This window comes from Pseudomonas sp. B329, from assembly GCF_023127835.1.
GTDB classification, from domain to species: Bacteria; Pseudomonadota; Gammaproteobacteria; order Pseudomonadales; family Pseudomonadaceae; genus Aquipseudomonas; species Aquipseudomonas synxantha_A.
Genome location: NZ_SPKP01000039.1, coordinates 63048 through 89129 on the forward strand (window position 1 = coordinate 63048; position 26082 = coordinate 89129).

The window sequence follows — 26082 nt, forward strand, 5'->3', positions numbered from 1 at the left end:
CAAAGAAAAGGGGACTGATTTAGCGTGCGAGAAATAAACAAGTCCCCTTTTTGCGTTCGTTGTGGATCCACTTCACTTCTTTTGTACTGCAGTAACGAGTTTCGCAGGCTGTATTTTGCACCCCATGGTTTCGTACGAGTAACCATTAGCGGCAGGTGTTGCGATCACTGTTCGACCTTCGGCGACAAGGGCAGCCCAGGTGTCTGCGGTTCTACCCTGAATTCCACAGTCTTCAGGATGGAGGTGAAATGAGGCAAAGATCATTACGTCTTGGAGGCCTTCTTCTGCGTGACCCAGGATAGAAACCCAAGAATTCAACAGGATGGCCACGGTAAAAGCTGCCCCACTCCAAATGGTCACGAGCAGCCTGGAATGTCTTCGTTGCTCCAAACCGGGTTTGTACTGGTTCCAATTTTTGAACTTCAAGTGCTTTTTCTTGGTTTCCAGCATGAAAGCGGGTTGTGTCACGGTCATTGAAAAAGCAACAATTCCTACGCTTAAGCTGATCAGGACGGTCACGACGTAACCCCATAGAGCTATAAGGATTAAGGCGGATAACGCCTTTTGGGCAAGAGGAAACTGTGCGGCCTCGATGCGGGTCCAGTTGACTATCAATGAATCTGCATACGCACTTGCTACGATGCTCAGTGCAACTGTTCCCAAGGCTGCTAGGCCTGTCATCCACCACACGTGAGCCTTGAATCTCTTTATCAACTGAAACTGCTTTATAGAAAGTACAGACGAGCTCACGCAAATCAAGACAAACAGACCTTGCGCCACACGGGTGTATTTTGCTCCTCCGAGAGTGTTCCAAAACAAAAGAAAGAGCAGTCCGGCAATTGATAACTGAATCAATGCCGCACAATATTCTTGGGTTCTCCACCATCTGAAGTTGTAGTTAAGCTTCCATGGCAAATGCTTGAGGTGAGTTCGAATGAACAACGGGCGATCACTGAGACGGTCCAGGACCGCGAGCATGCAGGCGAAAAGCAGGTAGGTGGCAACGTACGGAAACATTGATCTTGAGCGTCCTTTCGCAAAACTCAGTCTACGTTATCTCACGAATCGTGCCGAAAATCGATCCGGTTGCTCTACCACTCTCATCGACAGAAAAAGCGCAGACGCTCGCTTGATCTACAGTAAGCAAATAAAACTCCGTACTTGGGCGGAATTGTCCGTGGGGCAGGGTTAGTATTGACTGTTTATATTCGAGTGGGAGTGATAGGGTGCCTTCACTGATTAGAGTACAGCGCTAAATTCGGACTAGCGCAGGAAGGGGCTTAGCCAATGCCAGCCAGTTATGACTGACTGGCTTTTTTGTTTTTGGATAAAAAGCTTCGAAGCAAGAGTTGTTGCTTCAATGAGCGGCAAAGGCTGACGTAGCTATTAAAGAAACTGTGATCGAATCAAATTCGTATCGAACGGTGTTATCCCTTGATCCGGCGCAAACACCTGCTGTGCCTGGTGCGGTGAAGCCACTCGTTCTCCCCGTGCTCGAACATGTAAATCGAACAGCGTCTCCAAGTCCGGCCTTGGTGTATGTACCAAAGCTCGCAGCATCAACGATACCCCACTGAGGTTGTTCTGCACGTTGTTCCACCGCGGAGATGAAGTGAGCCCCAGATCGGCCCAAATCATGCCCCGTTCCTGCAAGTCCATCACGAATGGCAGACAGATCCTTGTGTCGGACGCGATATCGATACGGTCGAACACGGAGCACGGCTCGAATACTTCACCCGACGCCGTGTCGGCGCGGGCCATCCAGCCCGCGAAGCATTCTGGAAGATCGCAGTACGGCTGCTCGGTGTATGAGTTGATAGACGTGACAACGTAGCGAACACCCTTCTCGACGAGGACATCAAGGTTTAGGTCGATGAACTCCGAAGCCCCGTCGGGCGCGTCGACGATGTCGCCGCTGTGGTAGCCGCCTAAACTCTTTAGGTTGTAGTAGGCGACCGTTTCCATGAACACAAAGTTGGCGTCGAAAAAAGCGGCGGACAAGTCGATATCCGTGCGCTCACGGCCGTTCTTCCACCACAGGAACAGCCGAATGAAGCGTGTGTCAGGTATAGGCAACCGACTGCCTCGCACCAGCGTACGTAGTGACTTCGATGAAGCACGCTGCGCCAGCGGTACCCTGTATTCGCGTAATGCTGAATCGATGAAACAACGGCCTAGTGGCGGTAGCGACGCAAAACGCGATACTAGAGCGTCCTCGCAGATTCTAGTCGCACGTGCCAACACATCGGGGGCGAGAGGTTCGCGTCGATCCTTGATGCCATAGACTTTGGCGAATGCACCCTTCGGTGTGAAGGCTCGCAGAGGCAGGGGGCGCGGAGCCCGTACCTGGGCCAGTAGCTGCAGCAGAACAGGTGAGGACACTTGTGTCGCAACCGCCTCGAACGCGTCGAGAACCGATTCTGGTTCCGTCGCGCGCCGCAGGGTCACGTCCAGCCGTCGTGCGAACTCGCCAGGACGGCTTTGGAGTATGGGTGTAAGCGTGGTGATGTGACGCTGGGCAAGTAATGTTTCGACGCGTGATCCAAATGAAGCTGGTGCTTCGTTGCGACGTGCTGCCGTGATGGCGGCTAATGCTTGAGGGTACTTACCGGCGTAGTCGCCCGGATGCAGTACTTCAGCCAGGCGTTTCCATTGCTCAGCATGCCGCATCACACCTTCTGCAGCGTTGGGTATCCGGTCGAGCAGGCGCAACAGCAGGCGGCGCGTTGAGCGCTTCATCGCAGTGAAACGTGTCAACGCTGTCGCAAGTGACACGTCTCCTCCATTTAGCGCGACCGCGAGTCGTAGTACGTCAGTCGCAGTGTCGACGTTCCGCTCCAGAAATGCCTCAGCCCGTGCATCGCCGGGTACATGCTGGAAAAGTGCGCCGCCAACCTGCGCACGGATTTCCCGAAACGGTACGGTCTCAGGCAACAGTCGGAACACATCGCTTTTGTACTTTCGGATAAACCAGACGACATCGGCAGTTTCCTCTTCGGACAGCGAGGTGCGCGATGCAATCAGCGGTTCAAGGAGTGACTCGAACTCAGAGACGCTTCCCGGTTCGATAACGCGAGATATGAAGTTGCCTTCAAGCATCGCAGGTCGGGAGTATTCGGTCGGTGGTAAACGTAGAAGCGTGAAGTAGTGAATGACGGCGTTAAGGTACAACTCGGCCTCTGAGGTCATCATAACCTGCTCTGGAAAGCCAGGGTAAAACGGCCTGTGATGTACATGAGCGCCAGTTTCCCGCCGAAGGACCCCAACAATTTCGCGCAGCCAGTACTTGAGTTCTGTCGCTGATAACTTGCCGATTTGCTCAATCAGAGATTCTGACAATACACATCGGAACGCCGCTACTTCCCGGATAGCCGACGCGACCTGAGCGCGCGAAGCACCGCCAGTGCCCACCGGAACGTAAACTTTGCAACGGCGACGCAGGAACAACCCCTGATTCATGCTTGATTTTCTCCCTTGGCCGCCGGCGTGGACGAGTTGTAGCGTCGTGCTACAGCTGATGTAAAAACGCCTGCAAGTAGCAGGCGTAGTGTGGAGAGCGAAACCCCTAGATCATAGGAGGTTAGAAGGAAGGTGTTCCATAGCCACGGAGGCATTCTACGTAAGGTTGAATCTGTTTGTCAGGCCGCTGTGTTACTCAACGGTAACAAGCTGCTTCGCCAGAAGAAGAGGGGGCGCTTCGCGGCCCAGCGGGAGAAAGCTCCCTCGCCGCAGGGTTGCTTTGTGCCCTTCCTGAATCTTAAGTGACGGTGTTACCGACTTGAACTTAGAGATGCGTATCGACAGTACGCTCAGCGTCAGAAAAACTCATCCAGCAGACAATAGAACTTCATACGCTGCTCGTCGGGCTCAACACCATAAACCTCAAAAAAGGGTTTCATCCATGCCTGCCCCAGGTTGCGTTCAATACTTCGCGCAGCCAGGGCAAGGTCTTGATAACGGTCACTGACCCCCAGGCGTCCGCAGTCGATATAACCGCTGAAGTGACCGTCTGCCGCCATGAAGTTCGGCAGGCAGGCGTCGCCGTGGGTCACTACCAGATCATGAGTGCTTGGCTGAGTCGCCACCAGTTCAGCAAACACATCCTCAGCGCTTTGGCCTAGTCGTTCGTCGTCGAAATCCGTCTCGTCCACCAGGCCGGCGCTGACGTGCTCCTGTGCACGTGTGATGCGCCGCTCAAGGGCGTGATCGAATGGGCAGAGGGCGACCGGTAGCTGGTGCAGGGTGCGTAGCGCTGTTGCCAGGATGTTGATGATTTGCTCGGCGCAAAGCTCGTGGGCGCTGGCCAAGTCCCGTCCCGGTACGGTGGTCATCAGCAACCAATGGCGATGGCTTTCTGTGACTTCATCCACGACAGCAGGCGCAGGCAGATTCATTTGCCGCAGCCACCGCAGTCGATCGATTTCGTCTGCAAGCTCACCAAGTTCCTCGAGGGGCTCGGACTTCAGGAACAGATCTGTAACGTCGTTCTGGCGCAGACGAAAGACGTCGGCCCGCGATTCGCCAATGGCCTGTTGTTCAATGAGCGCACAGGGGAATTGTTCACGCCATTTGTGTGGAATATTCATCGTTGTGTCCAGCTCAGCGCCGCGCAATATCCGAAAAGTAAAACTTATCCAGCGTATGCCGCGACTCGGTGTACTCGAACTGCCTCCCGTCCTGCAAAAACGTCTGGTTGCTCACCACAATCACATGGCTCTGCCCATCGAGATCCAGATGCGCCTGGTCGTCTTTGCTGCGCGGCAGGGCTTCGATGGTGCGCTGTGCATAGCTGATCTGCAGCCCCAGCGTTTGCTCGATAAACGCGTAGATCGACTGCTCGGCAATCGAGTGGTCCAGGCCGGGGATCAGGTCGGCAACGAAGTGGTTGATGTCCAGGATCACGCGCTTGCCACCGATACGTCGTACGCGTTTGACGCGGGTGATCAGCGTGCCGGGCTCGGCTTCGATGTGTTGCAGCAAAGAACCTTCCAGCGGGATTTGGGTGAACTCGACGACGTCAGTGCGTACGTCATCGCCCAGGTCGGCGTGGGTCTCGTGAAAGCTGACGATGCCGCCCAACTGGAACTCGATCGGGTTGGGCGACAACACAAAGGTGCCCTTGCCATGGATTTTTTGCGCAAAGCCACGCTCCTGCAACTGCTCGATGGCGCGTCGCACGGTGCCACGGCTGGCCTGGTAGGCGTCCATCAGTTCGGTTTCGGAGGGAAGGCGCGTACCGCGTTGCAGGCGTTCGGTGGTGATGCTGGCAAGCAGATCCGTATAGATCTGGTTGTATTTGCTCATGAGATGGCTCTGTGCCTGGCTTGCATTCAAGGCAGGAACCTTAGTGGCAGAGGTGGGGTTTGTCCATTGGATAGCCGTGCAGGCGAGGGAAAAGTCTGACAGTAAGCTCCCACATATAAACAAAAGTGTAACTCGTACAGACGAGTTGTTGATTTAACTCGTACAGACGAGTACTTTTCCCTCCTCGGCGTGCTGCCAATGACTGCCACCCATAAAAACAATCACAGTGGAAAACGAGCATGAGCCACGACTATTCGTCTACTGCCCGCGAGATTCTCGAGCACCTCGGGGGCCGCGATAACCTTGAGCAAGCTGCCCATTGCGTGACCCGCCTGCGCCTGGCGCTCAAGGACCCAAGCCTGGTCAACGGCAATGCGTTGAACCAGGTCGATCTGGTCAAGGGCTCGTTCTTTACCGGCGGCCTGTTCCAGGTGGTGATCGGCCCCGGCGAAGTGGAGAAGGTCTATGCCGCCCTGCGCGAACTGACCGGCCTGGCCGCCTCAACCATTGCCGACGTGAAGAAAGCCGGCGGCGACAAGACCAACCCCATGCAGCGTCTGGTGCGGGTGTTTTCCGATGTGTTCATGCCGATCCTGCCCGCGCTGATCATCGCCGGCCTGTTGATGGGCGTGAACAACCTGATGGGCGCCAAGGGCATGTTCATCGAAGGCAAGACCCTGCTGGAGGCCTACCCGAACCTGGATGGCCTGTGGAGCCTGATCAACCTGATGGCAAACACCTCGTTCGTGTTCCTGCCGGCGTTGGTGGGCTGGTCGGCAGCCAAGCGTTTTGGCGGCAGTGAAATCCTCGGCATTGTGCTGGGCCTGATGCTGGTGCACCCCGACCTGCTCAACGCCTGGAACTACGGCAAGGCGGTCGCCGGCCTCGACGGCCAGAGCCTGCCGTACTTCGATATCTTCGGCTGGTTCCAGATCGAGAAGGTGGGTTACCAGGGGCAGATCCTGCCGATCCTGATGGCCGCCTTCGTCATGAGCGTGATCGAGAAGTGGCTAAGGGCGCGGGTACCGAATGCGATTCAATTGCTGGTCGTGCCGATCACCACCATCGTTGTCACCGGCGTGCTGGCCCTGGCGATCATCGGCCCGGTCACCCGCCACCTAGGCATCCTGATTACCGAAGGCCTGGTCACCCTGTTTGAGATTGCACCCATGATTGGCGGGGCGATTTTCGGCCTGCTGTATGCGCCATTGGTGATCACCGGTATGCACCACATGTTCCTGGCCGTCGACCTGCAGCTTATTTCGACCCAGGGCGGCACCTTTATCTGGCCAATGATCGTCATGTCCAACCTGGCCCAGGGCAGCGCCGCATTGGGCGTGTTCTACATGACCCGCAATGCGCGGGACAAAAGCATGGCGTCCACCTCGGCAATTTCGGCTTATTTCGGCATCACCGAGCCGGCGATGTTCGGGGTGAATCTGCGCTTCAAGTTCCCGTTCTACGCCGCTCTGCTGGGCTCGGCGCTGGGCAGCATTTTCCTGTCGCTGAACAAGGTGACGGCTTCGGCCATCGGCGTCGGTGGCTTGCCCGGGTTTATCTCGATCGTGCCGAGTGCGATTCCGATGTTTGTGATCGGCATGATCGTGGCGATGGTCGTGCCGTTTGCGCTGACTTGCCTGTTGAGCATGAAGATCATTCGGCCTGGCTACCGGGTCGCCTGATCAATCGCCACCGGGGGCAAGCCAGCTCCCACAGGTTGAACGCATTTCAACTGTGGGAGCTGGCTTGCCTGCGATGAGGCCAGAAGGGCCAGCACCCAACTCTACTGAAGGAACCCACCATGCAAACCTGGCAACACTCGGTGATCTACCAGATCTACCCCAAAAGCTTCCACAGCCACGCGGGTAACGCTACCGGTGACCTGCTGGGCATCGTCGACAAGCTCGACTACTTGCACTGGCTGGGCGTGGATTGCCTGTGGGTCACCCCGTTTTTGCGCTCACCCCAGCGCGACAACGGCTACGACATCAGCGATTACTACGCCATCGACCCCAGCTACGGGACCATGGCCGACTGCGACTTGCTGATCAGCGAAGCGGCCAAGCGCGGCATCAGGCTGATGCTCGACATCGTGGTCAACCACACCTCCGTCGAGCACGAGTGGTTCCAGCAGGCACGCAGCAGCCTCGACAACCCTTACCGCGACTTCTACATCTGGCGCGACCAGCCGAACAACTGGGAGTCCAAGTTCGGCGGCTCGGCCTGGGAATACGAAGCGCAGACTGGCCAGTACTACCTGCACCTGTTCGACCACACCCAGGCCGACCTCAATTGGGACAACCCCAAGGTGCGCGCCGAAGTGTTCAAGATGATGCGCTTCTGGCGTGACAAAGGCGTGGGTGGGTTCCGCCTGGACGTGATCAACCTGATCTCCAAGCCCGCCGATTTCCCCGAAGACACCAGCGACGGCCGCCGCTTCTACACCGACGGCCCGCATGTGCACGAGTACCTGCAGCAAATGCACCGCGAAGTCTTCGACGGCCATGACCTGATCAACGTGGGCGAGATGTCGTCCACCCGCCTGGAACACTGCATTCGCTACTCGAATCCGGCCTCGAAAGAGCTGTCGATGACCTTCAACTTCCATCACCTGAAAGTCGATTACCCCAACCTGCAAAAGTGGGTAAAGGCCGATTTCGATTTCCTGCAACTCAAGCAGATTCTCTCTGATTGGCAGACAGGCATGCAGGCCGGTGGCGGTTGGAACGCGCTGTTCTGGTGTAACCACGACCAGCCACGAGTGGTTTCGCGATTTGGTGATGACGGCGAATATCGCGTGGTCTCGGCCAAGATGCTTGCCACCGCGCTGCACTTCCTCCAGGGCACACCCTATGTGTACCAGGGCGAAGAACTGGGGATGACCAACCCGGGCTTTGACAGGATCGAACAATACCGCGATGTAGAAACCCTGAATATCTTCCGACTCAAGCGCGATGCGGGAGAGTCCGAAGCATCGAGCATGGCGGCGATCATGCAGAAGTCCCGCGACAACGGGCGTACGCCGATGCAGTGGAACAGCCAGGCCAATGCCGGTTTCAGTCGTGGCGAGCCCTGGATTGGCATCCCGGACAACGCCGCGCGCATCAATGTCGAAAGTCAGCTGGATGACCCGGACTCGGTGCTGCATCACTACCGAGCATTGATCGCCCTGCGGCGCCGCGAACCTCTGATCCAGCAAGGCGTTTATCGCCCGCTGCTGCAAGACCATCCCAAGGTTTGGGCCTACCTGCGTGAAGGCCAGGGCGAGCGCCTGCTGGTGCTCAACAACTTCTACGGCACGCCGTGCGAAATCCAATTGCCCGATCAGGTGATCTACGCGGCGTGCGAACAACGTTTGCTGATCAGCAACTACCCCGACTGCCCGGTGCGCACGAGCACGGTGGTGTTGCGCCCTTACGAATCGTTTGTGCTGCACCTCAAGGGCTAAGCCGCCCTACGGGCGATCGCGTCACGCAAGACAGTAAGAAATAACAATAAAAATAAAAGGAGCGCTTCATGAAAACAAAAATAAAGCTGGGTCTTATCGCCTCTTGCCTCGCTGCGCCGTTTGGCGCCCAGGCTCTGGAATTCGCCGGTTACTTGCGCAGCGGCGCAGGCACATCGACGGGCAGTGGCAAGCAGCAATGCTTCCAACTACCGGGGGCGCAAACCAAGTACCGCTTGGGCAACGAATGCGAGCAATACGCTGAGCTGGAATTGCGCCAGGACCTGCTGACCCTCGATGACGGGTCGGTGTTCAGCGTCGATGCCATGGCTTCCCTCTACAACCAGTACGACCGTGCCCTGAAATTCCAGGGCGAAAACAACGGTTCGGCGCGTATGCCGCAGATGTACGCGCAATGGTCCAACCTGCCCAGCCTCAATGGCGGTTCGCTGTGGGCCGGGCGGCGTTACTACAAGCGTAACGACATCCATATCTCCGACTTCTACTACTGGAACCAGAGCGCCACCGGAGGGGGAATCGAGGACGTGCTGATCGGCGGCTTGAAATACAGCTACGCGCTGTCACGCAAGGACAACCTGTACCAGAAGGAATACGCCACCCGTCACGACTTCAACGTCGCAGGTTTCAATACCAACCCTGGCGGCGAGCTGGAGCTTGGCTTGAGCTACATCGCCAAGGCTGGCGGGCGTGACGCCAACAGCGGATGGGCGCTGACCGCGCAGCATGTACAAGCTGCATTCCTGGGGGGCAAGAACAAGTTTGCCCTCCAGTACGGCGAAGGCCCAGGCACCGGCCTGGGCTATACCGGCAATACCGCGTTGGACAGGAGCAGCAAAAGCTACCGGGTAGTGGAGTTCTTCGACTGGCAGGTGACCCCGCGTTTCGGCGGGCAAGTTGAAGCGGTGTACCAGAAAGACGTGCGCCCAGGGCGCCAGGACCAGAATTGGATCTCCCTCGGCGTGCGCCCGGCGTATGCCATCAGCGAGCAATTCAAACTGGTCGCTGAGCTGGGTCACGATCAGGTTGACGCCACGGGGGGCACGCGCAAGTTGAGCAAATTCACGTTCGCTCCGACCTGGTCGCCCAAAGGTCCTGAGTTCTGGGCTCGGCCGGAAGTGCGGTTGTATTACACCTATGCGTCCTGGAACCAGGCGGCCAAGCGTGCGGCCAATGAGCTGGCGGCGGGCTCGGCGTTATCCGATACCGGCGCCTATGGCACGGCGCGGCATGGTTCGAACGTCGGTGTGCAGGTCGAATATTGGTGGAAGTAATCCGGGCTCCCACCTTTGATCTTCGTCATCCTCAACCTTGCATCGACTCAATGATTTTTAAAGAACAACACAAACAGGTGAAGTCATGACCACATCTCAACCCCTGGAACTGCTGGCACCCTTGTCCGGGGTTTTGCTGGCGCTGGATCAGGTGCCCGACCCGGTATTTTCCGGCCGCGTGATTGGCGATGGCCTGTGCATCGACCCCACCTCGCAGACCCTCTGCGCACCGTTGGCCGGGGTGATCAGCAACATTCAGGACAGCGGCCACGCGGTCAGTGTCACCGCCGATAACGGTGTGCAGGTGCTGCTGCATATTGGCCTGGACACCGTGAACCTGGCAGGCCAGGGCTTCACCCGCCTGGTCGAGGACGGCCAACGGGTGGAAGCCGGGCAGCCGCTGATCGAGTTCGATGCCGACGATGTGGCGCTCAATGCACGCAGCCTGTTGACCTTGATGCTCATTGTGAGCGGCGAGCCGTTTGTGCCGTTGGTGGCCGATCAGGTGCTGGTCGAGTCCGGCCAGCCACTGTTGCAGGTTTCACCGGGGCAGATGGCCACTGAGGTGGACGAAGAGGAGGGCAATGCGCTGTTCTCCAAGCCAGTAACCCTGCCCAATGCCAACGGCTTGCACGCCCGACCTGCGGCAGTGTTTGCCCAGGCGGCAAAGGGGTTCAGTTCCAGCATCTTTCTGCACAAGCAAACCTTGAGCGCGAATGCCAAGTCGCTTGTGGCGATCATGGCGCTGCAGACCTCCCAGGGCGATAGCCTGCAGGTGAGCGCGGCGGGCGAGGATGCCGAGGCGGCGATCCAGGCGCTGGTGGCGTTGTTGCTCGACGGCTGTGGCGAGACCTTGCCGGTAGCGGTCGAGAAGATCAGCAGGCCCGCTGCGCCGGCGTCTTCGGCGACCGTGCTGCGGGGTGTCTGCGCATCACCGGGCTCGGCGTTTGGCCAGGTTGTCCAAGTGGCGGAGCAGGCGCTCGATATTCCCGAAGCTGGCGCCGGAGAAACCTTTGAGCGGGCCGCATTGGCGCGTGGCCTGCGGGCGGCAACCGAGGCGCTGCAAGGCTTGCAAGCCAAGGCGGCCGGCAGTGCCCAGGCTGAAATCTTTCGCGCCCATCAAGAATTGCTCGAAGACCCCACCCTGCTGGAACAAGCCTATAGCCTGCTGGCCGAGGGCAAGAGTGCCGCCTTTGCCTGGAACCGCGCCACAGTGGCGACTGCTCAACTCTTCGAGGGCCTGGGTAAAGCACTGCTCGCTGAGCGTGCGGCGGACTTGGCCGATGTTGGCCAGCGCGTACTCAAGTTGATCCTGGGCGTGCCCGAGCGATCAATGGAGCTGCCGGAGTGCGCCATCCTGGTCGCCGAACAGCTGACGCCCTCACAAACCGCCGGCCTGGATGCCAGTAAAGTTTTAGGCTTCGTCACGGTCGCCGGTGGCGCGACCAGCCATGTGGCAATCCTCGCCCGGGCGCTCGGCCTGCCGTCGATTTGCGGGGTGCCGAGCCAGGTATTGGCCTTGGCCAACGGCAAGCGGGTGCTGCTCAATGCTGACAAAGGCGAACTGCACCTGGAGCCGGACCTGGCTGAAATCGAACAATTGCAGGCAGTTCGCCAACAGCAAAAACTGCGGCTGCAACGTGAAGTGGCGCAGGCCTCACGGGCGGCGGTCACCCGCGATGGGCATCATGTCGAAGTCACGGCCAACGTGGCTTCGTTGCAGGAAGTGGAGCAATCCCTGACCCTGGGCGGGGAAGGCGTCGGCCTGCTGCGTTCGGAGTTCCTCTACCTGGACCGCAACCGCGCCCCTGGCGCCGAAGAGCAGGCTGGCACCTACAGCGCCATCGCCCGCGCCCTGGGTACCGAGCGCAACCTGGTAGTGCGCACTTTGGATGTGGGTGGCGATAAGCCCTTGGCCTATGTGCCGATGGAAAGCGAGACCAACCCGTTCCTTGGCCTGCGCGGTATTCGCCTGTGCCTGGAGCGCCCCGAGTTGCTGCGTGAACAGCTGCGCGCGATTCTTGCCAGCGCAGGCCTGGCGCGGCTGCATATCATGTTGCCGATGGTCAGCCTGCTGTCGGAGCTGCACCTGGCGCGCAAGATGCTCGAAGAAGAGGCATTGGCGCTTGGGCTGACCGAGTTACCGAAGCTGGGCATCATGATCGAGGTCCCCAGCGCGGCGCTGATGGCGGATGTGTTTGCGCCTCATGTGGATTTCTTTTCCATCGGCACCAACGACCTGACCCAATACACCCTCGCCATGGACCGCGACCACCCGCGTCTGGCCAGCCAGGCCGACAGTTTCCACCCGGCGGTACTGCGCCTGATCGACATCACGGTCAAAGCGGCCCATGCCCACGGCAAGTGGGTGGGGGTATGTGGTGCGCTGGCCTCCGAAACAGTGGCAGTGCCGGTATTGATCGGGCTCGGCGTGGATGAGCTGTCGGTCAGCGTGCCGCTGATCCCGACCATCAAGGCCACCGTGCGTGAGCTGGACCTGCACGACTGCCAGATCATCGCCCGCCAGGTGCTGGGCCTGGAAGAAGCCAATCAAGTGCGTGAGGCCCTGCGCCTGTACCACGCGGCCACCGTTGAAACCTCATCTGTCGTGGAGCACTGAGCATGTTCGAGAAATTGCAGCGGGCGTTCTGGAAAGCCCTGACCCCGGACCTGGTGGCCGAGGCAGTTGCCGCGCCGACACCGAGACTGTTGTCGGCCGAGGTGCTGAGTGCATTGGGCGGGGAGGGGAACGTTACGTCACAGCAGCGCGTGGCTCTCACGCGGGTGAGGGTGCAATTGAAGGAGGTGGGTGGGTTGGATGAGTCGGCGTTGAAGGCTGCCGGTGTACCCGCAGTAATGGTACTGCCGGGCGGCGTGGTCCATCTGCTCACCGGCCTATAAGGCTACGATGATCAAATGTGGGAGCCGGGCTTGCCCGCGATAGCAGTGTGTCAGGCGCCGAATACCTTGACTGTCAGGCCGCCATCGCGGGCAAGCCCGGCTCCCACAGGGATTTGCGGTGTGCGGGCTGTCGTGGTCAGAGTTGAGGGCTGTCCTGCGGCGGCTTGGTCTTGTCCACACCCGGCACATGCAGGTTGCCTTCCACCACCTGGTTGCCTTCCAGCTGCGGCTGGGTCACCCAGGTAAGAATGTCGTAGTAACGCCGGATGTTCGCTACAAAATGTACCGGCTCCCCGCCACGCGCATAACCATAGCGGGTCTTGCTGTACCACTGCTTCTGCGACAAGCGCGGCAGCATCTTCTTCACGTCCAGCCACTTGTTCGGGTTCAGGCCTTCTTTCTTGGCCAGGATACGTGCATCGTCCAGATGACCGGTGCCGACGTTATAGGCGGCGAGGGCAAACCAGGTGCGGTCGGGCTCGGCGATCTTGTCGTCCAGCTCATCCTTGATCCTGGCCAGGTACTTGGCGCCGCCCATGATGCTCTGCTTGGGGTCCAGGCGGTTGGACACGCCCATGGCTTGAGCGGTGTTCTGGGTCAGCATCATCAGGCCGCGCACGCCGGTCTTGGAGGTGACCGTCGGTTGCCACAGCGATTCCTGGTAGCCGATGGCTGCCAGCAGCCGCCAATCGACTTTCTCTGCCTTGGCATAGGCACGAAAGTGCTTCTCGTACTTGGGCAGGCGTTGTTGCAGATGCTGGGCAAAGGTATAGGCGCCCACATAGCCGAGTACGTCGACATGTCCGTAATAGCGGTCTTTCAGACGCTGCAACGTGCCGTTCTTCTCGACCTTGTCCAGGTAGCTGTTGATTTCGTTGAGCAGGCTGTTGTCGTCGCCTGCCGCCACGGCCCAGCTTTGGTTGCTGGCATTGCCGAGGTCGAACGCCACGCGCACATTGGGAAAGTACACCTGGTTCATGGCGACTTCGTTGGAGTCCACCAGGGTCAGGTCGATCTGCCCCTCGTCGACCATGCGCAGCAGGTCGACTACTTCAACGGCGTCGGACTCTTCGTATTCGATTGCAGGATTCTGTTTCTTCAGCGCCGCTAGTTGTTCGGCGTGGGTGCTGCCCTTGAGCACCATGATCTTCTTGCCCGCCAGATCGGCTGCATTGGTGGGGCGCGATTGGCCGTTGCGATAGATGATCTGCGGGGTCACTTCCAGGTACGGGTGGGAAAAACGCACCTGCTGCTGGCGCTGCTCGCTGCTGACTAAACCGGCGGCGGCCAGAACCGGGCCGTTGGGTTTGCCCAGCTGACCGAACAGGTCATCGAGGTTGTCGGCGGTCTCGATCTCCAGCTTCACGCCCAGCTCGTCGGCAAAACGCTTGACCAGTTCATATTCGAACCCGGTCTCACCGTTACGGTCCTGGAAATACGTGGCCGGACTGTTCCGGGTGACCACCCGCAATACGCCATCCTCCTTGATTCGCTCAAGCGTGCTGGGCTTATCAACACAGGCACTGAGCGTCAGGAAGAGCAGGGTGGCGATGAGCCATTTGACCCATCGCGGGCGCAAAACAGTTGGGGAGAACATCTGCGCAGTATACGCAAACGGCCCGTGGCGCCATATCTCGACAGCGCTGCACTTGTCTGCTAGCGCGGTTAAAACTGTGCTGCAGCCCGCAGAAACGCGGCCTGGAGCGCCATTGTGACGGTTAAAATAACTGCCCTCGACACCGCGGATTTCCTGCCGATGCCGTGCAAACCCTGCCAACTGACGTTCGGCAGCGGCCACCGGTGCCGTTTCGGGTGCCGTTGGCGAAGGTTTACGCTAGAATGCACGGCCTCAAAGCACACCCCTTCCCGAGGCTGTCCCGAAGATGTTGATCCTGCGCGGCGCTCCTGCCCTTTCTGCCTTTCGCCACAGCAAACTCCTTGAGCAACTGAGCCAGAAGGTTCCAGCTGTTACAGGCCTGTACGCTGAATTTGCTCACTTCGCCGACGTTACCGGCGTCTTGACCGCCGACGAACAGCAAGTGCTGGCACGCCTTCTGAAGTACGGCCCAAGCGTTCCCGTTCAAGAGCCGACTGGCCGCTTGTTCCTGGTTCTGCCGCGGTTCGGCACCATCTCGCCCTGGTCGAGCAAGGCCAGTGACATCGCCCGCAACTGCGGCCTGGATAAAATCCAGCGCCTGGAGCGTGGGATCGCCTTTTACGTCGCTGGCCAGTTCAGCGATGCCGAAGCCGAGCTGATCGCCAGCAGCCTGCATGACCGCATGACCCAGATCATCGTCAGCCAGCTGGAGCAGGCTGCCGGCCTGTTCAGCCACGCTGAGCCCAAGCCGCTGACCGCGATTGACGTGCTCGGCGGCGGCCGCGCCGCCCTCGAGAAGGCCAACACCGAGCTGGGCCTGGCCCTGGCCGAAGACGAGATCGACTACCTGGTCAACGCCTTCACCGGCTTGAAGCGCAACCCCCACGACATCGAACTGATGATGTTCGCCCAGGCCAACTCCGAGCACTGCCGTCACAAGATCTTCAACGCCAGTTGGGATATCGACGGCCAAAGCCAGGAAAAAAGCCTCTTCGGCATGATCAAGAACACCTACGTGATGCACAGCGAAGGCGTTCTGTCGGCTTACAAGGACAACGCCTCGGTCATCGTCGGCTCCGTCGCCGGTCGCTTCTTCCCGGACCCGGAAACCCGCCAGTACGGCGCGGTGCAGGAGCCGGTGCACATCCTGATGAAGGTTGAAACCCACAACCACCCGACCGCGATTGCCCCGTTCCCGGGCGCAGCCACCGGTTCCGGCGGCGAAATCCGTGACGAAGGCGCCACCGGCCGTGGCGCCAAGCCCAAGGCGGGCCTCACCGGTTTTACCGTGTCCAACCTGCAGATCCCGGGCTTCGAACAGCCGTGGGAAGTGCCGTACGGCAAGCCTGAGCGCATCGTCACCGCGCTGGACATCATGATCGAAGGCCCCCTGGGCGGCGCCGCGTTCAATAACGAATTCGGGCGTCCGGCGCTGACCGGTTACTTCCGTACCTTCGAACAATCCATCACCACCCCGCGTGGCGATGAAGTGCGCGGTTACCACAAGCCGATCATGTTGGCCGGCGGCATGGGCAACATCCGCGAAGAACACGTCAAGAAAGGCGAGATTCTGGTCGGCTCCAAGCTGATCGTGCTTGGCGGCCCGGCGATGTTGATCGGCCTGGGCGGCGGCGCGGCTTCCTCCATGGCCACCGGCACCAGCTCGGCAGACCTGGACTTTGCTTCCGTACAGCGCGAAAACCCTGAGATGGAACGCCGCTGCCAGGAAGTCATCGACCGTTGCTGGCAATTGGGCGACAAGAACCCGATCAGCTTCATCCACGACGTCGGCGCCGGCGGTTTGTCCAACGCCTTCCCGGAACTGGTCAACGATGGCGACCGCGGTGGCCGTTTCGAACTGCGCAACATTCCAAACGACGAGCCGGGCATGGCCCCGCACGAAATCTGGAGCAACGAATCCCAGGAACGTTACGTGTTGGCCGTCGGCCCTGAAGACTTCGCACGCTTCCAGGCCATCTGCGAACGTGAGCGTTGCCCGTTTGCCGTGGTCGGCGAAGCCACTGCCGAGCCGCAGCTGACGGTTACCGATAGCCACTTCGGCAACAGCCCGGTAGACATGCCGCTGGAAGTGCTGCTGGGCAAAGCCCCGCGCATGCACCGTTCGGCGGTACGTGAAAACGAACTGGGCGATGATTTCGACCCAAGCACGCTGGAGCTGGCCGACAGCATTGAGCGCGTGCTGCACCACCCGGCCGTGGCGAGCAAAAGCTTTTTGATCACCATCGGCGACCGCACCATCACTGGCCTGGTTGCCCGTGACCAAATGGTTGGCCCATGGCAGGTGCCGGTGGCCGACGTTGCCGTCACCGCCACCAGCTTCGACGTGTATACCGGTGAAGCCATGGCCATGGGCGAGCGCACGCCGCTGGCCCTGCTGGACGCACCGGCGTCGGGCCGCATGGCCATTGGTGAAACCCTCACCAACATCGCCGCCTCGCGTATCGGCAAGCTGTCCGACATCAAACTGTCGGCCAACTGGATGTCCGCTGCCGGCCACCCGGGTGAAGATGCGCGCCTCTACGACACGGTCAAAGCCGTCGGCATGGAGCTGTGCCCGGAACTGGGTATCACCATTCCGGTGGGCAAGGACTCCATGTCCATGGCCACGCGTTGGAACGAAGATGGCACCGATAAGAGCGTGACCTCGCCTCTGTCGCTGATCGTTACCGGCTTTGCGCCGGTCACCGACATCCGCCAGACCCTGACCCCGCAACTGCGCATGGACAAGGGCACCACCGACCTGATCCTGATCGACCTGGGCCGTGGCCAGAACCGCATGGGCGCCTCGATCCTGGCGCAGACCCATGGCAAGTTGGGCAAACAGGCACCGGACGTCGATGACGCCGAAGACCTGAAAGCCTTCTTCGCCGTGATCCAGGGCCTCAACGCCGACGGCCACCTGCTGGCGTACCACGACCGTTCCGACGGTGGTTTGCTGACCAGCGTTGTCGAAATGGCCTTCGCCGGTCACTGCGGCCTGAATATCGTGCTCGACAGCGTTGCCGAGGATGCTGCGGAAATCAACGGCATCCTGTTCAACGAAGAGTTGGGCGCCGTGATCCAGGTTCGCCAGGACGCGACTCCGGACGTACTCGCACAATTCAGCGCTGCCGGCCTTGCCGAATGCGTGGCGGTGATTGGCCAGCCGATCAACAACGGCGAAGTCAATATCTCGTTCAACGGCGACACGGTCTTTACCGGTCAGCGCCGCTTGCTGCAACGCCAGTGGGCCGAGACCAGCTACCAGATCCAGCGCCTGCGCGACAACGCCGACTGCGCCGAGCAGGAATTCGACGTGATCCTGGAAGAAGACAACCCGGGCCTGAGCACCATGCTCAGCTTCGACGTCAACCAGGACATCGCCGCGCCTTACATCAAGAAGGGCATTCGCCCACAGGTTGCCGTACTGCGTGAGCAGGGCGTCAACGGTCAGGTGGAAATGGCCGCGGCGTTCGATCGCGCCGGTTTCAATGCGATTGACGTGCACATGAGCGATATCCTCGCCGGTCGCGTTGATCTCAACGAGTTCAAAGGCCTGGTGGCCTGCGGTGGTTTCTCCTACGGCGACGTGCTGGGTGCCGGTGAAGGCTGGGCCAAGTCGGCCCTGTTCAACAGCCGTGCTCGCGACGCGTTCCAGGGCTTCTTCGAACGCAACGACAGCTTCACCCTGGGTGTGTGCAACGGTTGCCAGATGATGTCCAACCTCAGCGAACTGATCCCGGGCAGCGAGTTCTGGCCGCACTTTGTGCGCAACCGTTCCGAGCAGTTCGAAGCCCGTGTCGCCATGGTGCAGGTGCAGGAGTCCAACTCGATCTTCCTGCAAGGCATGGCCGGTTCGCGTATGCCAATCGCCATCGCCCACGGTGAAGGCCATGCCGAGTTCGCCAGCGAAGAAGCGCTGCTTGAAGCCGACCTGTCCGGCACCGTGGCCCTGCGTTTCGTCGACAACCACGGCAAGGTCACCGAAAGCTACCCGGCCAACCCGAACGGCTCGCCACGCGGCATTACCGGCCTCACCAGCCGCGACGGCCGCGTGACCATCATGATGCCGCACCCGGAGCGCGTATTCCGCGCCGTGCAGAACTCGTGGCGCCCGGAAGAGTGGAACGAAGACGGCGCCTGGATGCGCATGTTCCGCAACGCGCGTGTGTGGGTGAACTAAGGCCGTGTACAAGCTCGCCTTCTTCGTGCCCGACAGCCATGTGGAGACGGTGAAAACCGCCGTCTTCGCAGCCGGCGGCGGGCGCATCGGCGACTACGACAGCTGCGCCTGGCAAGTGCTGGGCCAGGGCCAATTCCGCGCGTTGGACGGCAGTCAGCCGTTTATCGGGCAGGTCGGCCAGGTTGAAGTGGTTGAGGAATGGAAGGTTGAGCTGGTGGTGGCGGATGAGTTGATTGTGGCTGTTGTGGCTGCTCTCAAACTTAGCCACCCGTATGAGACTCCAGCGTATGAGGTGTGGCAGTTGGCGGATTTTTGATCGGCTGGCTGCATAAACAAGAAACCCGCTGGGCCAGTTTGGTCAGCGGGTTTTTTGTTGGCTGTAAGTGCCAATCGCAGGCAAGCCAGCTCCCACATTTGACCCCGTTGTCAGACCGTACATCAATCCCATGTGGGAGCTGGCTTGCCTGCGATGGCGTCGGTGCAAGCGCCTCAGACCTTTCCGACAAGCCTTTCAGGTTGTCCGTCGGAACTCGCACAACTAACCTTCTCGAGTCGCTGCCAATTCAGTGACCGGGACTGCAAGCCTGAAAAATCACTAGGAGCCTATTCCATATGGAGTTTAATGATGATCAGCGACAACTTGCTAACTGGTTCAATCTCATCTCAAGCCGAGTCCCGCCAAGCTGGTGATTTACCGTCCGACCAGATCTTCACCGTAATACCCAGTCTGAACATCGAAACCCTGCTCGCCAATGCTTCCCAAGACCTGGCATCCGTGCAGGCACTGGCGGGTCATCTGGCTTTTGATGTCGACGGTCCGCAGCGTGATGCCGTGCTGGGGATTCATCGGATGGTGGAGGGTATTCAGTTGATGGTGGATCGGGTGCTGGATTTAGTTGAGGTGCCTGAGCAGAAGTAATCAGGCGCCTGTGAGGGCCAATCGGGAGCAAGCCCCCGATGAGGCCAGAAAAGCCACTACCGCTCTAAACCCTGGCGCCGACCTCACTGACCAACCGCTCCAACGCCTCACCCAAGCCAGAGGCCTTGTCACCAATTAACAAGTGCCAAACACCGCTTTCAAGCTGACTCACACCCTGGCAACCAAGTGTAATGAGCTGAGCTTCAGACAAGCGCGAATCATCCCCCAACTCCACCCGCAACCGGGTCATCGCCACAGCTTCCAGCTGGCGCAAATTCCCTCGGCCACCCAACGCATTCAGCCATTGCTCGGCCTCCTGCACATTCACCGTCACGGGCTTATCCACAGGTGCAACCGCTACAGGCGCTGCAACAAACCCTGGCATGGCCAAACGAATTTCATCAGCAATGCTATCGGCCATCGGCCCGACCACCACCTGCAAACTCCCGCCGTTACCCGGGCGCACTACAGCCATGGCGCCCAGTGCTTTCAGTTCAGCATCCACCGCCTTGTTGCGATCCACCATGTCCAACCGCAGCCGCGTGGTGCATGCACCCACACTCAGCAAGTTCTCAGCACCACCCAACGCCTGGATATAAGCCGTAGCACGCTGGTTATCACTCATCGCTTCAGCCTGCACCACCTGGATATCTTCACGCCCCGGCGTCTTCAGGTTGAAGCGGCGGATGCAGTAGCTGAACACGCTGTAGTAGATCACCGCGTAGGCCAGGCCCACCGGCACCACCAGCCAGCCATTGGTGGACTTGCCCCAGCCCAGCACCATGTCGATAAACCCACCGGAGAAGGTAAACCCGAGGTGGATGTTCAGCATGTTGGTGACTGCCATCGACAGGCCGGTGAGCAGCGCGTGAATCAGGTACAGGAACGGTGCCAAGAACATGAACGCAAATTCAATCGGTTCAGTCACCCCGGTCAAAAACGAAGTCAGCGCCATCGACAGAAAGATCCCGCCCATGACTTTACGGCGCTCTGGCAACGCATTGCGGTACATCGCCAGGCACGCAGCCGGCAGGCCGAACAGCATCACCGGGAACATGCCGGTCATGAACTGGCCGCCTTTGGGGTCGCCGGCAAAGTAGCGGGTCAGGTCGCCGGTCACCACCGCGCCGGTTGCCGGGTCGGTAAACGTGCCGAACACGAACCACGCCATATTGTTGAGGATATGGTGCAAGCCAGTGACGATCAGCAGGCGGTTGAACACGCCAAACACGAACGCACCCAGGCTGCCGCTTTCCATCAACAACACGCCAAAGCTGTTGATGCCGTGCTGGATCGGCGGCCAGATCAGACCGAAGATCACGCCCAGGCCCACCGCCGAAAAACCGGTGACAATCGGTACAAACCGTCGCCCACCAAAGAACGCCAGGTACTCCGGCAGCTTGATGTCCTTGAAGCGGTTATACAGCCCGCCCGCCATCAGGCCACTGGCGATACCGGCGAGCATGCCCATGTTGATGGTGGTATCCATCACCTTGAGGGTCGAGATCATCACCAGGTAGCCAATCGCCCCGGCCAGGCCGGCGGTGCCGTTGTTGTCGCGGGCAAAGCCCACGGCGATGCCGATGGCGAAGATCAGCGCCAGGTTGGCGAAGATCGCCTGCCCGGCATCGTGCATCACCGCGATGTTGAGCAAGTCGGTGTCGCCCAGGCGCAGCAGCAAGCCGGCGATTGGCAGGATCGCAATCGGCAGCATCAGTGCGCGGCCCAGGCGTTGCAGGCCTTCGATAAAGTGTTGGTACATGGCGTGTCTCCCTATTCTTGTTGTTTTCAGCTCAGCGGCCAGTGGTGTTGACAGGCTTGGCGAACGGCCTTGGCACTGCTCAGGTCGAGCAGCTCAAGGCTCAGTTGCCGGCATTGCGCCGCGTCCAGGTGGCGGACGCGGTCCTTGATTTCGCCGATCTGCGGCGGGCTTACCGACAGCTCACTGACCCCCAGGCCGACCAGTACTGGCGTGGCCAGTGGGTCAGACGCCAAGGCACCGCACACGCCGACCCAACGCCCGTGTTTCGCCGCACCGGTGCAGGTTTGGGCGATCAGCCGCAGCAAGGCAGGATGCAGCGCATCAACGCGGGCGGCCAAGCCTGCGTGGTCGCGGTCCATCGCCAGGGTGTACTGGGACAGGTCATTGGTGCCGATGGATAAAAAGTCCGCGTGTTCGGCCAACTGCTCGGCCATCAGCGCGGCGGCGGGCACTTCGATCATCACGCCCAGCTCGGGGCGCTGCGTCAGCTCCAGCTCCACGCACAGTTCATCCAGGCGCTGGCGAATCTGCAGCAGTTCATCCACCTCGCTGACCATCGGCAGCAGAATGCGGCAACGCGCCAGCGGCGAAACTTGCAGCAGAGCGCGCAGTTGCTGGTCGAGCAGTTCCGGGCGCACCTGGGCCATGCGAATACCGCGCAGGCCCAGCACCGGGTTCGCCTCGACGGGCAGCGGCAGGTAATCGAGCTGCTTGTCGCCCCCCACATCGATGGTGCGGATGATCACCGACTTGTCACCCATGGCATCCAGCACGGCCTGATAAGCCTGGCGTTGCTCCTGCTCATCCGGCGCGGTACGGCGGTCGACGAACAGAAATTCAGTGCGCAGCAGGCCGACGCCATCGGCGCCGTTGTCAAACGCCATTTGGGCTTCGGCGCTGGAGGCGACATTCGCCGCGACTTCAACCGTCACGCCGTCGGTGGTGAGTGCCGGTTGCCGGGCTTGGGCCTGTTGTTGCTGGCGTCGTAATTTCTGTGTTTCGCGAATCTGGTGAACTTCGGCGTGGCGCGCTTCACTGGGGGCCAGTTCCAGGCGGCCGTTGGCGGCATCGAGCACTACCCGTTGGCCTTGGGGCACATCAAGCACTTCATTGCCCAGGGCGACGAGACACGGCAGGCCTTTGCCCCGGGCCAAAATCGCCACATGGGAGGTCGCACCGCCTTCGGCCATGCAGATGCCAGCGGCGTGTTGCGCGCTCAGTTGCAGCAAGTCCGAAGGTGTCAGCTCATGGGCACTGACAATCGCCCCCGCCGGCAATTCGAAATGCCAGGCTTCACCCAGCAACGCACGCAGCACCCGTTGTTGAAGGTCTCGCAGGTCATTGGCGCGCTCGGCAAACAGTGGTTTGCCCAACGCCAGCAGCACGGCGCATTGGGCCTGGATCGCATCACGCCAGGCGTGGGTGGCGGCGCTGCCTTGTTCGATGGCAGCGGTGGCTGCGTCGAGTAATGCCGGGTCTTCCAGCAGGGCGAGGTGGGCGGCAAAGATCTCTTCTTCTTCGACGTTTTTGCGTTGGCGCGCTTGGTCCAGCGTATTGCGGATTTCGCCGCGCACTTGCTCAAGGGCGGCATCCAGGCGTTGCAGTTGTTCGTCGACGCTATGATTGCCGCTGTCTTGCGGCAGTTCGATGCCCGTCAGGCGGAACAATGGCCCACATACCAGACCGGGTGCCGCGCATACGCCTTGCAGCACATTGGCTTCGGTATTCGCCCGGCGTGGCGTGGCGGCGACTGGTGCGTGGTGTTCCTCGTGAACCGCCACCGACAACGCGGCGACCAGGGCCTGCAACGCCGCCTCGCAATCTTTGCCGCGAGAGGTCACCCGTACCTCGTCACCTTCGCCAATACCCAGCCCCATCAGGCCGATCAGGCTGTCGCAAGCCGCGGTCTTATCACCGAAGTGCAGCTGCGATTGGCTGCTGAAGCCCTGGGCAGTCTTGCGGATCAGCGCGGCAGGGCGCGCATGCAAGCCGCCACGGTGGGTGATGCGCACCGTGGCGCTCACTTGCGCGACCGAGTTATCCACAGCGGTTTGAACCGGCGCGGATGTGCGCAGGGCAATCCGCATCAGTGATTCACCGAGCTTCACGGTCTTGCTCGCGATGGGTTGCAGTTCGAAGCGGTCACTGTTGGTCAGGATGATCAGGCTCACCAGGCTTTTGCACTGGCGCGCTATGCGGTCCAGGTCAAACTGCACCAACGGCTGGCCCTCGCTCACCCGTGCGCCATCCTTCACCAGCAAGGCAAAGCCTTCGCCATTGAGCTCCACGGTGTCGATGCCCACGTGCATCAGCACTTCGGCACCGTTGTCGGCGCGGATGGTCAATGCATGACCGGTGCGGGCGACATGGATGATCACGCCGTCACAGGGCGCATGCAGGCAATCGTTCAACGGGTCGATGGCAATCCCGTCACCCATGGCGCCGCTGGCGAACACTTCGTCGGGGACGCTGTTCAGGGCCAGCACCGGCCCACTCAAGGGGGCGCTTAAGGTCAATGGATTATTGTTGTTGGGCATGGGCACGGTACTCATCAGGAAAACGCCGCTTTAGTGCGTACGGGTGACTTTGCTCAGGTGGCGCGGCTGGTCCGGGTCCATGCCCCGTGCCTCAGCCAAGCCTGAGGCCATCACGTAGAAGCTCTGGATCGCCAGGATCGGGTCCAGGCTCGGGTGTTCGGCGCGACTAAGGGTCAGGTCGCGTTCGGCGATATCGTCCGGTGCGGCCAGCAGCACGCGGGCGCCGCGTTGGCGCATATCGGCGGCCAGGCTCAACAGGCCGGGCTGCTCGGCGCCGCGTGGGGCGAACACCAGTAGCGGGTAGTTTTCGTCGATCAAGGCCATCGGCCCGTGGCGTACCTCGGCGCTGCTGAAGGCTTCGGCCTGGATCGCCGAGGTTTCCTTGAGCTTGAGCGCGGCTTCCTGGGCGATGGCAAACCCGGCGCCACGGCCGATCACCATTAATTGCTGGCAGTCGCGCAGGGCATCGATAGCTTGGGTCCAATCCTGCTTGGCGGCTTCACGCAAACCGTCGGGCAGCGCCTGGCAGGCTTGGAGCAACTCGGTTTCCTGGTTCCAGTGGCCGATCAATTGCGCGCTGGCGCTGAGGGTGGCGATAAAGCTCTTGGTCGCGGCCACGCTTTGTTCCGGGCCGGCGCACAACGGCACATGGAATTCACAGGCGGCTTCCAGCGGCGAGTCTTCGGCGTTCACCAGCGAGATGCTCAGGGCGCCGCGCTTGCGCAGCAGTCGCAGGCTGTTGACCAGGTCCGGGCTCTGCCCCGACTGGGAGAACCCAAACGCCACCTGGCCGCTGACTTTCATCGGCGCCTGCAACAGGGTCACCACCGACATCGGCAACGACGCCACCGGGATGCCCACATGCTGCATGGCCAGGTAGGCGAAGTAGCTGGCGGCGTGGTCGGAGCTGCCGCGGGCAATGGTCATCGCCACTTGCGGCGGCTGGCGACGCAGGCGACCGGCCACTTCTTCCAGCAGCGGATTCAGGCGTTGCAGTTGTGCCGCAACGGCGTCGCAGGAGGCCAGGGCCTCTTCAAGCATTTTTGAAGTCAATGGTTTCTCCTTCGACCATTACGTCGGTGAGTGTCAGGGAGCGGTCCAGGCGCACGCAGTCGGCATAGCTGCCGGGTTGCAGGCGGCCGCGTTCTTCCAGGCCCAGGTAGTCCGCAGGAAATTGCGACAGGCGTTGTGAGGCTTCGCTGATGGGCAGGCCGATTTTCACCAGGTTGCGCAGCGCCTGGTCCATGGTCAGCGTGCTGCCGGCCAGGGTGCCGTCGGCCAGGCGTACGCCACCCAGGCATTTGGTCACGGTGTGGCTGCCCAGCTTGTATTCGCCATCGGGCATACCGGCGGCGGCGGTGGAGTCGGTCACGCAGTACAGGCATGGGATCGAGCGCAGGGCCACGCGCATGGCACCGGGATGCACATGGAGCAGATCCGGAATCAGCTCGGCGTATTGGGCGTGGGCCAGCGCGGCGCCGACGATGCCGGGCTCACGGTGATGCAGTGGGCTCATGGCGTTGTACAAATGGGTAAAGCTGGTGGCGCCGGCGGCGAGGGCGGCTACGCCTTCTTCATAACTGCCCAGGGTGTGGCCGATCTGCATGCGCACGCCGCGTTGGCTGAGGGCGCGGATCAGGCCGTCGTGGCCGGCGATTTCCGGGGCGATGGTGATCACTCGGATCGGCGCCAGGCGCAGGTAGTCTTCGACTTCGGCCATCAATGCGGTGTGGGCGAAGTTGGGTTGGGCGCCGAGTTTGCCCGGGTTGATGTAGGGGCCTTCCAGGTGCACGCCCAGTACCCGGGCGCTGCCTGTCGGGCGTTGCTCGCAGAACCTGCCGAGTTCACCGAGGACGCTGGTGATTTCTTCCACCGGCGCCGTCATGGTGGTCGCCAATAGCGAGGTGGTCCCAAAACGCACGTGGGTGCGGGTAATGGTCTCGAAGGCCTGCGCCCCTTCCATGATGTCGGCACCGCCACCGCCGTGTACATGCAGGTCGATAAAGCCTGGCAGCAGGTAGGGCAGGTCGTTGTCAGCCGGGTCGCAAGGCGTGCCTTCGATGGCAACCACCTTGCCGTGTTCGTGCACCAGGCGGCCGCGCATCCAGCCGTTGGGCGTGAGGATATTGTCTTCTGACATGG

Annotated in this window: 17 protein-coding genes; 8 read left to right on the forward strand and 9 right to left on the reverse strand. The window is 60.5% G+C overall.

Annotation, left to right across the window (positions count from 1 at the left end):
- Positions 1–72: 72 nt before the first annotated feature.
- From E4P00_RS18450 to treR, 4 genes are all read right to left on the reverse strand, one after another.
- Complete coding sequence (locus E4P00_RS18450; protein ID WP_228308936.1) at positions 73–1017, reverse strand: hypothetical protein; 945 nt, start codon at positions 1015–1017, stop codon at positions 73–75.
- Between the two features lie 369 nt (positions 1018–1386).
- On the reverse strand, positions 1387–3459 hold the full coding sequence (locus E4P00_RS18455) for a TerD family protein (RefSeq protein ID WP_248132442.1): 2073 nt from the start codon (positions 3457–3459) through the stop codon (positions 1387–1389).
- A gap of 356 nt (positions 3460–3815) precedes the next feature.
- On the reverse strand, positions 3816–4586 hold the full coding sequence (locus E4P00_RS18460; protein ID WP_248132444.1) for an APH(3')-II family aminoglycoside O-phosphotransferase: 771 nt from the start codon (positions 4584–4586) through the stop codon (positions 3816–3818).
- Positions 4587–4599: 13 nt separating this feature from the next.
- Positions 4600–5304 (reverse strand): trehalose operon repressor, encoded by a 705-nt coding sequence (gene treR, locus E4P00_RS18465; RefSeq protein WP_032879617.1) that lies wholly within the window; start codon positions 5302–5304, stop codon positions 4600–4602.
- A gap of 239 nt (positions 5305–5543) precedes the next feature.
- Here treR and treP point away from each other — a divergent pair, with 239 nt between their 5' ends.
- The 5 genes from treP to E4P00_RS18490 all read left to right on the forward strand — a co-directional run bounded on the left by treP (position 5544) and on the right by E4P00_RS18490 (position 12942).
- Positions 5544–6986 carry a PTS system trehalose-specific EIIBC component gene (treP, locus tag E4P00_RS18470; RefSeq protein WP_032879618.1) on the forward strand — a complete coding sequence of 481 codons (1443 nt, stop codon included), beginning with the start codon at positions 5544–5546 and terminating at the stop codon, positions 6984–6986.
- A 119-nt stretch (positions 6987–7105) separates the two neighbouring features.
- Positions 7106–8752 (forward strand): alpha,alpha-phosphotrehalase, encoded by a 1647-nt coding sequence (gene treC, locus E4P00_RS18475; RefSeq protein ID WP_248132446.1) that lies wholly within the window; start codon positions 7106–7108, stop codon positions 8750–8752.
- 68 nt (positions 8753–8820) lie between these two features.
- Positions 8821–10041: a carbohydrate porin gene (locus E4P00_RS18480; protein ID WP_078822251.1), complete on the forward strand. Its 1221-nt coding sequence runs from the start codon at positions 8821–8823 to the stop codon at positions 10039–10041.
- Between the two features lie 85 nt (positions 10042–10126).
- The gene (gene ptsP, locus E4P00_RS18485; RefSeq protein WP_078822250.1) at positions 10127–12661 is read left to right on the forward strand and encodes a phosphoenolpyruvate--protein phosphotransferase; all 2535 of its coding nucleotides are present in this window, start codon (positions 10127–10129) and stop codon (positions 12659–12661) included.
- A 2-nt stretch (positions 12662–12663) separates the two neighbouring features.
- On the forward strand, positions 12664–12942 hold the full coding sequence (locus tag E4P00_RS18490) for a PTS transporter subunit EIIB (RefSeq protein ID WP_248132448.1): 279 nt from the start codon (positions 12664–12666) through the stop codon (positions 12940–12942).
- A gap of 136 nt (positions 12943–13078) precedes the next feature.
- Here E4P00_RS18490 and mltF read toward each other — a convergent pair whose 3' ends face one another.
- Positions 13079–14539 (reverse strand): membrane-bound lytic murein transglycosylase MltF, encoded by a 1461-nt coding sequence (gene mltF / locus E4P00_RS18495; RefSeq protein ID WP_005791148.1) that lies wholly within the window; start codon positions 14537–14539, stop codon positions 13079–13081.
- A gap of 286 nt (positions 14540–14825) precedes the next feature.
- Between mltF and purL the strand changes: the two genes are divergently transcribed.
- The 3 genes from purL to E4P00_RS18510 all read left to right on the forward strand — a co-directional run bounded on the left by purL (position 14826) and on the right by E4P00_RS18510 (position 19641).
- Positions 14826–18722: a phosphoribosylformylglycinamidine synthase gene (purL, locus tag E4P00_RS18500; protein WP_005791147.1), complete on the forward strand. Its 3897-nt coding sequence runs from the start codon at positions 14826–14828 to the stop codon at positions 18720–18722.
- 4 nt (positions 18723–18726) lie between these two features.
- Positions 18727–19038: an NIF3 1 gene (locus E4P00_RS18505; protein WP_003193986.1), complete on the forward strand. Its 312-nt coding sequence runs from the start codon at positions 18727–18729 to the stop codon at positions 19036–19038.
- Between the two features lie 309 nt (positions 19039–19347).
- Positions 19348–19641, forward strand: a complete 294-nt coding sequence (locus E4P00_RS18510; RefSeq protein WP_248130152.1) for a DUF6124 family protein — start codon at positions 19348–19350, stop codon at positions 19639–19641.
- A gap of 64 nt (positions 19642–19705) precedes the next feature.
- Here the strand turns inward: E4P00_RS18510 and nagE are convergent, their stop codons facing one another.
- From nagE to nagA, 4 genes are read right to left on the reverse strand one after another with little or no spacing between them, the layout of a single operon-like run.
- Entirely contained in the window at positions 19706–21403 is a 1698-nt protein-coding gene (gene nagE / locus E4P00_RS18515; protein WP_248132450.1) for an N-acetylglucosamine-specific PTS transporter subunit IIBC, read from the reverse strand.
- A 26-nt stretch (positions 21404–21429) separates the two neighbouring features.
- On the reverse strand, positions 21430–23940 hold the full coding sequence (gene ptsP, locus E4P00_RS18520) for a phosphoenolpyruvate--protein phosphotransferase (protein WP_248132470.1): 2511 nt from the start codon (positions 23938–23940) through the stop codon (positions 21430–21432).
- A gap of 30 nt (positions 23941–23970) precedes the next feature.
- Positions 23971–24993, reverse strand: coding sequence for an SIS domain-containing protein (locus E4P00_RS18525; protein WP_248132452.1), 1023 nt, complete (start codon positions 24991–24993; stop codon positions 23971–23973).
- Positions 24974–26080 (reverse strand): N-acetylglucosamine-6-phosphate deacetylase, encoded by a 1107-nt coding sequence (gene nagA / locus E4P00_RS18530; protein WP_216092065.1) that lies wholly within the window; start codon positions 26078–26080, stop codon positions 24974–24976. The genes E4P00_RS18525 and nagA overlap by 20 nt, the downstream gene beginning before the upstream one ends.
- Between the last annotated feature and the right edge of the window lie 2 nt (positions 26081–26082).

Bases quoted from the DNA above. Each gene is read 5' to 3' on its own strand.
- E4P00_RS18450 (WP_228308936.1), bottom strand. From the start codon at position 1,017: ATGTTTCCGTACGTTGCCACCTACCTGCTTTTCGCCTGCATGCTCGCG.
- E4P00_RS18455 (WP_248132442.1), bottom strand. From the start codon at position 3,459: ATGAATCAGGGGTTGTTCCTGCGTCGCCGTTGCAAAGTTTACGTTCCG.
- E4P00_RS18460 (WP_248132444.1), bottom strand. From the start codon at position 4,586: ATGAATATTCCACACAAATGGCGTGAACAATTCCCCTGTGCGCTCATT.
- treR (WP_032879617.1), bottom strand. From the start codon at position 5,304: ATGAGCAAATACAACCAGATCTATACGGATCTGCTTGCCAGCATCACC.
- treP (WP_032879618.1), top strand. From the start codon at position 5,544: ATGAGCCACGACTATTCGTCTACTGCCCGCGAGATTCTCGAGCACCTC.
- treC (WP_248132446.1), top strand. From the start codon at position 7,106: ATGCAAACCTGGCAACACTCGGTGATCTACCAGATCTACCCCAAAAGC.
- E4P00_RS18480 (WP_078822251.1), top strand. From the start codon at position 8,821: ATGAAAACAAAAATAAAGCTGGGTCTTATCGCCTCTTGCCTCGCTGCG.
- ptsP (WP_078822250.1), top strand. From the start codon at position 10,127: ATGACCACATCTCAACCCCTGGAACTGCTGGCACCCTTGTCCGGGGTT.
- E4P00_RS18490 (WP_248132448.1), top strand. From the start codon at position 12,664: ATGTTCGAGAAATTGCAGCGGGCGTTCTGGAAAGCCCTGACCCCGGAC.
- mltF (WP_005791148.1), bottom strand. From the start codon at position 14,539: ATGTTCTCCCCAACTGTTTTGCGCCCGCGATGGGTCAAATGGCTCATC.
- purL (WP_005791147.1), top strand. From the start codon at position 14,826: ATGTTGATCCTGCGCGGCGCTCCTGCCCTTTCTGCCTTTCGCCACAGC.
- E4P00_RS18510 (WP_248130152.1), top strand. From the start codon at position 19,348: ATGATCAGCGACAACTTGCTAACTGGTTCAATCTCATCTCAAGCCGAG.
- nagE (WP_248132450.1), bottom strand. From the start codon at position 21,403: ATGTACCAACACTTTATCGAAGGCCTGCAACGCCTGGGCCGCGCACTG.
- ptsP (WP_248132470.1), bottom strand. From the start codon at position 23,940: ATGCCCAACAACAATAATCCATTGACCTTAAGCGCCCCCTTGAGTGGG.
- nagA (WP_216092065.1), bottom strand. From the start codon at position 26,080: ATGTCAGAAGACAATATCCTCACGCCCAACGGCTGGATGCGCGGCCGC.